The sequence below is a fragment of the Flavobacterium enshiense genome (assembly GCF_040750275.1).
In the GTDB taxonomy this organism is placed as follows: domain Bacteria; phylum Bacteroidota; class Bacteroidia; order Flavobacteriales; family Flavobacteriaceae; genus Flavobacterium; species Flavobacterium enshiense_B.
On sequence record NZ_JBDOCV010000004.1, the window covers coordinates 522006 to 530775 of the forward strand.

At 38.1% G+C, this 8770-nt stretch carries 2 protein-coding genes and 1 pseudogene; 2 read left to right on the forward strand and 1 reads right to left on the reverse strand.

Features of this window, described 5'->3' with window-relative positions:
* Positions 1 to 37 precede the first annotated feature (37 nt).
* The gene (locus ABGT15_RS09130) at positions 38 to 3943 is read right to left on the reverse strand and encodes an HYR domain-containing protein (protein WP_367231101.1); all 3906 of its coding nucleotides are present in this window, start codon (positions 3941 to 3943) and stop codon (positions 38 to 40) included.
* A gap of 697 nt (positions 3944 to 4640) precedes the next feature.
* On the opposite strand from ABGT15_RS09130, the gene ABGT15_RS09135 reads away from it, so the two are divergent.
* Positions 4641 to 8420, forward strand: coding sequence for a reprolysin-like metallopeptidase (locus ABGT15_RS09135; RefSeq protein WP_367231102.1), 3780 nt, complete (start codon positions 4641 to 4643; stop codon positions 8418 to 8420).
* A 134-nt stretch (positions 8421 to 8554) separates the two neighbouring features.
* Positions 8555 to 8686 (forward strand): annotated as a pseudogene (locus ABGT15_RS09140) (tRNA 2-methylthio-N6-isopentenyl adenosine(37) hydroxylase MiaE); the annotation flags it as partial.
* Positions 8687 to 8770: the final 84 nt, after the last annotated feature.

The window sequence follows — 8770 nt, forward strand, 5'->3', positions numbered from 1 at the left end:
AACCAGCCTCTTCCTTCTTTAATGAACTTAAGGGTATTTATTTTTTGGAAATCACTTTTTTCATACTTACACCTCGGTCTGTAATTAACTTGATAAAGAACATTTGTCCCTCGCCGGTATTAAATGTTGGTTCAAGTGTAACTTCTTTTCCGTAGTAAGCATCAGGGTCATCAAAAGACATTAGATACATGCCTTTCGCATCAAACACTTCAATTCGCGCTTTTGATTGATAATTGAAGTCGTAACGAATTGTAATATTATCTTTAAATGGAACCGGATATACTGTAAATGTCGATTGACCTCCAGTTACAGATTCTACCGGTACATCAGGATTATTAATCACTACATCTGAAGGAGGTACAGCAACAACTGTTCTACATCCATCAAATGCATTATTAATATTATCAACAGCTGAATTAACTGCAGTAGGGCTTACACCCGGAATAACTTCTCCTCCGAGAACTCTATTTGCTAATGCAAACAGATTATCTACAGTAGCACCTCCATTATTAGACAAGTAATCCACTAAAGCTTCAGGCATATAATACACTTCAACTGTTTCCATATCAGGAACATCAGAACCACAGTCTACATCAGCGGTTGCTAATGTAGTTCCGAATTCGAAACTTCCTAAACCACCATCAACTGAACGGTTAAAGAATAATACCATAGTTTGAGAAAGCAAGTTGTTGTTGATTCTGCCTCGTCTCATTCTTTGTGTTGTATTATTCAACGGATCGTTGTCTACTGTCCATTTTTGGTTTACATTCGCGTAAGGGCCTATTTGGTCATAGGTATCAAATCCTACCAAAGCTCTCGGATTACCACCTCCTGGTAACATTTTGTAAATGTTATTTTTAGCAATGGATGGATCGCCACTAACATCGGATAATTTTAATCGGAAATAGTTTCCGCTTGAAACAGTACCAAAGTCGAAATAATCATCCGCAGTAGTTGCAGTATAATAACCTAAAGCCGTTCTCATTATTTCATAATCTGTTGTTCTTACACCATCCGGAGTACAAGCTGATCCGTTATAAGATCCGTAGTATCCTTGAGTATAAGTACAGTGTGGTTCATCACAAGGGTTGACTGTTACAGTAAAGTTACAAGACGCATCATTGTTACAATCGTCTGTGGCTGTAAAAGTAACTGTTATTACTTGCCCAACAGGGAAAGGATCACTAAGTGCCAGACCATCAGAACGTGTTCCGATCACTTCTACTTCACCACCACAATTATCAGTTGCCTGAGGAGTAACTATAGTTGGGAATTCTTCACAAACTCCAATTACAATATCGTCTGGACATTCGATAACCGGATCGGTTTCATCGTAGTGACGGGTAATGCGAAGGGTTTGCTCGGCATCGTTGCCACAATCGTCAACTACTCTAAAACGGTAGTCACGGTATTGGGTACATTCATCCAATGCGCCAGAACCAATTAATACACCATCTACATCGCCGGATAAACTTTCGTTTACTCCACAATTATCAGTGAATGTTGTTGATACATCTGTTGGCCATGCCTCATTACATTCTTGTAATTGATAATCAGGTATATCAACAATTACAGGATCTTCAGTATCACCTATTACAGTATAAGTGGCTGTACAATCACCGCTTTGGTCACAATCATCAGAATAAGTTACTGTTGCGGTGTAAATGGCGCCACATCGGGCTGGTGAGAATACTCCATCATCATCTACAATATTGCCCTCTCCATCTCTAACCACTATATCATAATCAAGATTGGTACCTCCTGTTGGTGCTAAACTGTTGAACCATGCTAAATAATCCGCATCAATTGCTGCTTGTGTTAAGCCACAGGCGGTTATTTCGTCGTTGGTACAGTTTTCTACGATTGGTACAGATGGAATTTGTTCAACAGTAGTATCACATTCGGTAGGATTTACTTCTAATGTTTGTACTTGGTCTACTATACGTATAACATAATGACCTGCTGCCAAACCTGTGAATGTCGTAGTTGCAATTAAAGTATTTGGATCTGCATTAACATTCAGTTCGTTATCAACCGCAACTAAAGTGTTAATATTTGGATCCGGATCAGTATCCAAATACAAATAGAAACTATAAGGAGGAATACCATTGGCTGCCTGAACTTGAATTGACCCACCTGGTGTACCATCACATGGTGCAGGCGAAGGAGTTGGCGTACAACCAATCAAACAGTTATTAGTTATTCTAAATTCTGCTGAACAAGATGCGGAACATCCTTCAGAATTCTCTATTGTCCAAGTCACCGTAACAGAGGTTTCTGTAAAATTAGGAACCCCTGTACCAGGATTTAGAGGAGCGTGTCCTGAAACCGGTTCTGCCTGAGCCGGTGAATACACATACGAAATCGTTGGGTTTACTCCCGGATTTTGATTGGCAAAAGTAGCAAACCATGTATTAAAGTCTGAGTTAGTACTTGATTGAGCTTCACTGGCAGAAACACCGCAACGAACAAAATTCAATAAGGAATCACTTATACAACTTAATGAAGGGTCTGTAGGTGAGGCACCTGTTTGCCTGTCGCCATCAGCACATGGTATGTAACCCGTATCGTTTTCCCTATACGTCGGATCGGGTGTGAGAGATATGTCATAGGGGACTCCTAACGGATAAATGGCACATATCTTCGCAAAAACAGCCCCGTCTGGAATTATCCCCAAAGTTACTTGAGAAGTATTTCCAGAGGCTATAACGGTGGTTCCGTCTTGTGCATAGGTTGTCCAAGTATAGCTGGTAGCTCCAGGAGCAGCAATATTCCAGCGTCCTTCACTACCACCATATTCAACACAGGCAGTATAGGAGGTTCCATCACCATTACAGACCACATCGGTATCCATATGTTCAAGAGTACAGGTAGCACCACCACAACCAAATCTGGATTTATACACCAAATTCATACTTCCTGGAAATGCAGTAACATTTTCATCAGCCATCCACATGGCAAGATAATAATTGGTTGGTCTTGTGAAGGAAGGAACAGTAATAGTAGTCCAACCATTACCGCTAAATCCACAAGCCGGGTGCGATATCCCTGCTATTTTGATGTCGGAAAATTCCAAATCGGTACAATCCCCAGACAATCCTGAAGGATAACTAGCTCCGATATCTTCACCTGAAATAGGCCCTGCCGAAGCCGGATCTACATAAAAAAGGACAAATCCGACATTTTGATTTGTCACAATTTGAAACTGATAGGTCCCGGCAAGCGGTCGTATATCAAAGTTTAACCAAACAATCTCTTCTCCTTCCGTTGGGCGAGAAAGTGTGTTACCAAAAGTTTCAGTAGTCATACTAAAACAATCCGTCAGTGGAAAAGGAAGACCATCAATATTAGGATTATCAGCTTCATGATATGTCCCTTTAAATGCTTCCAGTTGGCTTTCCGTTTCCGCGGAACTGGCACATCGAACAATCCCTTTAGGCTGCAGACTCGGTGCAGACAAAACTATAGGCTCCCAAACACTAGGCGTACTTTCATTTCGCCAACCATCTCCAGCAAACCAACGGTGTGCAGTACAAGGAGTACCGGCACCTGCAAGAGGTAATGCATCGGTTGAAACAGTATAAGCGGATTCTTTGTAAAATTGGTTATTATCGTATACAAATCGTTGGTAATCTTTTTTAATTGGATCTTTTTGTAATGGATTTTTATGTTGAACATTAACTGCCATGGCAGTTTGCAAACCTCTAAATTGCTGAGAAAACATATCCCCAGGCATAAAAAGTGCGCACAATACTCCTCCTAACAAGGCTTGTCTTTTAAAACTTTTACTACTATTATTTAAAGTATAGTTTAAACAAATAAATAAATCCTTAATTAAATTGAGAATATTGAAACAGTAATCACTAAATGCATGCATCAGCCAGCTACAACAACTGCTGACTTTTTGTGCATTTCCACTATAAAATGATATAATTCTTTTCATATAATACGGTTTTAGAACCATATTATCAGAGAGAGAAGTACATGACAGAAAAGGGGAATCCAAAAAACAACGCCCTTTCAATCAAAAATTGAAACTTTAAGATTATTTAAAAAAGTGTAAAAAAAGAAAATGTTAATTGATTCCTGCGGAGGTATTATTGCACGAGCAATCACAATCAACCATAAAACCGTCTAATAACCTTATTAAAGTTTATTGAGACAAATTTAACAAAATTTTTAGCAACAATTAACTATAACACAAACATTTTCAAGGCTTTAACTTTTTTAACAATACATTAATTACTAAATACCAAAATTATTCTTCTCAGAAGGACCTTAACCTCATATAAAAATTAGATCAGCTATTTATCTTCAAAATATCAATTCCAACTTATCAAAAAAATAGATTTGAAAAATTCAAAAAATCTTTTGAATTGAAAAAATAAAACTGCACTTCATGAAGCTGTTACCGTACTCTTTTTTTTACATATTTAAGAATTTTGAAAAAATATAAATTATTGATTTTTAGATTATTACAGAATTTATTTATCAAATTTTCCATAAGAGAATAATCAAAAAATGGCTCAAATCTTACAGTTTTAAAAAAAAACGTGTAGTTCATCGATTTTTTTGTTAATTTCATCGATATTTTAATTTAACTTATTAGTTTTGAGGCAGTTACAAAAAACACATATACTATGAAAAAATTAATTTGTGCTGCCCTATTATTTACCAGTACCTTCGGAATCGCTCAGACTAAAACTGGATTATGGAAAAAGAATAATGCGAATCAGACTTCTGGTAGAACTACTAAATCAAACTTACCACAAAACAATCTTTTCGATTTAGATTTACCTGCTATGAAAATGGCACTGGCAAAATCACCTAAAAGAGACAGCAAAATCACTTCTGACATAATTATTGCATTACCTAACGGAGAGGGTAAAACTGAAAATTTCAAAGTTTACGAAAACCCTGTTATGGATCCTGCACTAGCTGCTAAATACCCGGAAATAAAATCCTATGTAGCTGTTGGTATGGAGAACACACAGGCACGAGCGTATTTCAGCTTATCGCCACTTGGATTCAAAGCAATGACTTACGCCCCTGATAAAGAATCCATTTTCATCGAACCTATCAATTCAGAAAACACTTTATATACTGTATACAAAAGATCGGAGCATAAACATGAGATGGACGAATTCGAATGTAGTGTAACAGAATCAGCTTCTCAATCAATTTCTCAAACTTCATCCACTTATGCGAGAGGTGCAGATGATGCTAAATTAAGAACCTATCGATTAGCTTTATCTTGTACTGGAGAATACGCAGCTTATTTTGGAGGTAGCAAAGCTGCTACTTTAGCATCTATGAACAACACATTAACCAGAATCAATGGAGTTTTTGAAAGAGACTTTGGAGTTCGATTAGTCCTAATTGCCAATAACGATACATTAATTTACACAAATCCAACAACGGACCCATTTTCATATGCATCTAATTGGGGCTCAGAATCACAATCTAACTTAACAGCCGTTATTGGAGAAGCAAACTATGATATTGGACACCTATTAGGAGCAGGAGCTGTTGTTTCTGGTGACGCTGGGGCCAGAGGATCAATTGGTGCGGATAACTACAAAGGAAGAGCTTATTCTTGTGCAAATGCAACGAATTACCAAGGTGACACTTTTGACATTAACTGTGTGGCTCATGAAATGGGGCATCAGTTGGGGGCTAACCATACTTTTACATATACTACCGAAAGCACAATAGCTCAATTAGAACCAGGTAGTGGATCAACGATCATGAGTTATGCAGGAATTACCACTAAAGATGTTCAACAAAATTCAGATGCTTACTTTCATGCCATAAGCATCCAACAAGTTACTGATTTAATCAAAACTAAAACTTTTGGAACAATAACTAATACCGGTAATGCAGTACCTGTTGTAAATGCTGGATTAAATTTTACTATCCCTAAAGGAACCCCTTTCATGCTAAATGGATCTGCAACGGATGCTAATTCAACGGATGCACTAACATACTCATGGGAGCAAATGGATGTAGGAAATGCAACAGCATCAGTTCCTACAGCAACTGCTACAACCGGGCCTCTTTTCAGATCGTATCTTCCAACAGTTTCACCAATAAGATATTTTCCGAACATGAATAGTATTCTGGCTGGACTAACAACTACTGCAGGTAGAGATATTGCAGTAGAAGCATTACCAGGAGTAGCCCGTACCTTAAACTTCCGTTTAACCGTACGTGACAACAGAATTGGTGGTGGCGCTAACAATACCGACGACGTAGTTCTAACTGTAGACGGTGTTGCAGGGCCTTTTACCGTTGACACCCAAAACGCGGCTGTATCGTATGTGGCAGGCACTTCACAAGCTATCAACTGGACCGTTGCCGGCACTAACGCTAATGGTGTAAACGCTGCCAATGTGGATATTTTATTATCAACAGACGGTGGACAAACGTTCCCTACTGTTTTAGTTTCAGGAACACCTAATGATGGTTCTCAAAATGTTGTAATTCCTAACCTACCTGGAACTACGAACAGAATCATGGTAAAAGGTAGTAATCATATTTTCTTTGATGTAAACAATGCTAACTTTACCATTACTGGTTCAGCAACTACGGATACAGCAGCACCAACAGCTTCAACGCTTTCGGCTTCAGGTACTACTACTTCAAACACTAACTTGACTTGGACAGTTGCTACAGATAATACAGGAGTTACTGGTTACGATGTATACCAAAACGGCGCGTTAAAAACTACTACTACAGCTACTTCATTGGCGGTAACAGGTTTAACAGCTTCAACAACATATAGCTTCTATGTAAAAGCTAAAGACGCTGCTGGAAATATCTCTAGCAACAGTAACACTGTAAATGTAACTACTTCAGCTATTGTTACTGCTGACACGACAGTTCCAACTGCTTCAACGTTGTCGGCATCAGGGACGACTACCTCTGCAACTAACTTATCATGGTCAGCTGCTACGGATAACATAGGGATTACCGGTTATAATGTATATCAGAACGGTGTATTAAAAACCACTACGACTACTACGTCATTAGTGGTATCGGGTCTATCTGCTTCAACAACTTATAGTTTCTATGTAAAAGCTAAAGATGCTGCCGGGAATGTATCAACTTCAAGTAACACTGCTAATGTAACAACTTTAGCAGCAGCTGATACAACTGCTCCAACAGTTTCAACCCTTTCTGCTTCAGGCACTACGTCTTCTAGCACTAACCTATCATGGACGGCTGCTTCTGATAATTTAGGTGTAACCGGTTATAACGTATATCAAAATGGGGCATTGAAAACCACCACTACGTCTACTTCATTGACGGTAACTGGTTTATCATCTTCAACTACATACAATTTCTATGTAGCTGCTAAAGATGCTGCAGGAAACTTGTCTTCTGCAAGTAACACGGTAAATGTTTCCACTCTTGCATTAGTTGACTCAACTGCTCCTACAGCTTCAACACTTTCTGCTTCAGGTACTACTACTTCAAGCACTAACCTGTCTTGGACTGCAGCTACTGATAATATAGGAGTTACAGGCTATAATGTTTACCAAAATGGCGCATTGAAAACCACAACAACTGCTACTTCTTTAGTTGTATCGGGTTTATCCGCTGCAACTACTTATAGCTTTTATGTAAAAGCTAAAGATGCAGCAGGTAACTTATCAACTAACAGCAACACCGTAACGGTAACTACACTGTCCAATACTGTTGCTACCTATTGTACTTCAACTGGAGGCACTTCTAGAGAATATATCAATCGTGTCCAAATAGGCACTATCAACAATCTTTCCGGAGACAACAAAGGATATGGTAACTATACAACTCTGTCTACCAATTTAACAACTGGCACAACAAGTTCAATTACTATTACACCAGCATGGTATGGTTCCTCAGTTAATGAAGCTTATGCGGTTTGGATTGACTATAATCAAGATGGAAATTTTGGATCTAATGAGCTTGCTTTCAGCAAGTCAAAAACAAAATCAACAACTGTTAATGGTAGCTTTTTCATCCCAAACACAGCTTTATCAGGTACAACAAGAATGAGAGTTTCGATGAAATTTAACGCAGTACCAACTGCATGTGAAGTGTTTGTTAACGGAGAAGTTGAAGACTACACTGTTAACATTGTTAACGGAGCTACCGTTAAATACGATACAGCTACGGAAAGTCTTGACAATACAAAACAAGAAGTTAGCACTTTATCCTTTAAAGTATATCCTAATCCTGTTAAAGGTGAAACATTATTTTTCTCAGGTCTTGAAACGGAAGCTTCTTACAGAATCTACAATCTGTTAGGACAGCAAATTTCTGGAGGAACCATTGAGAACAATGCTGTTAATGTTAGTTCGGTAAAAGAAGGCACTTACATCATCGAAGTTTCTGACGGTTCCTCAACCATCAGCAAAAAATTCATCAGAAACTAAAAAAACAAATGAATTTCAATTTGAAAGCTGCCCAAAATTGGGCAGCTTTATTTTTACAATTAAAGCACAATTAACTTTGCTATCAAAACTTCATCATTTTACTCATCACATTATTTGAAAAAACAACCTGTATTTACACCACATTTCTAAAATTCGCCAAACAATATGCTGGTAAAACAGACGTGGACAAACGCTGGAAAGAATGGCTGGATTTCGAAGCTACGGTAATAGCCAAATACGGAAAAAAAGAAACCATCCACGGATAATAAAATAATAACAACCTAAAAACCAATTCTTTACGAGTTGGTTTTTTTTCTTTTTGGAAGCGTAAAGGCTTGGTTTTGATTGCT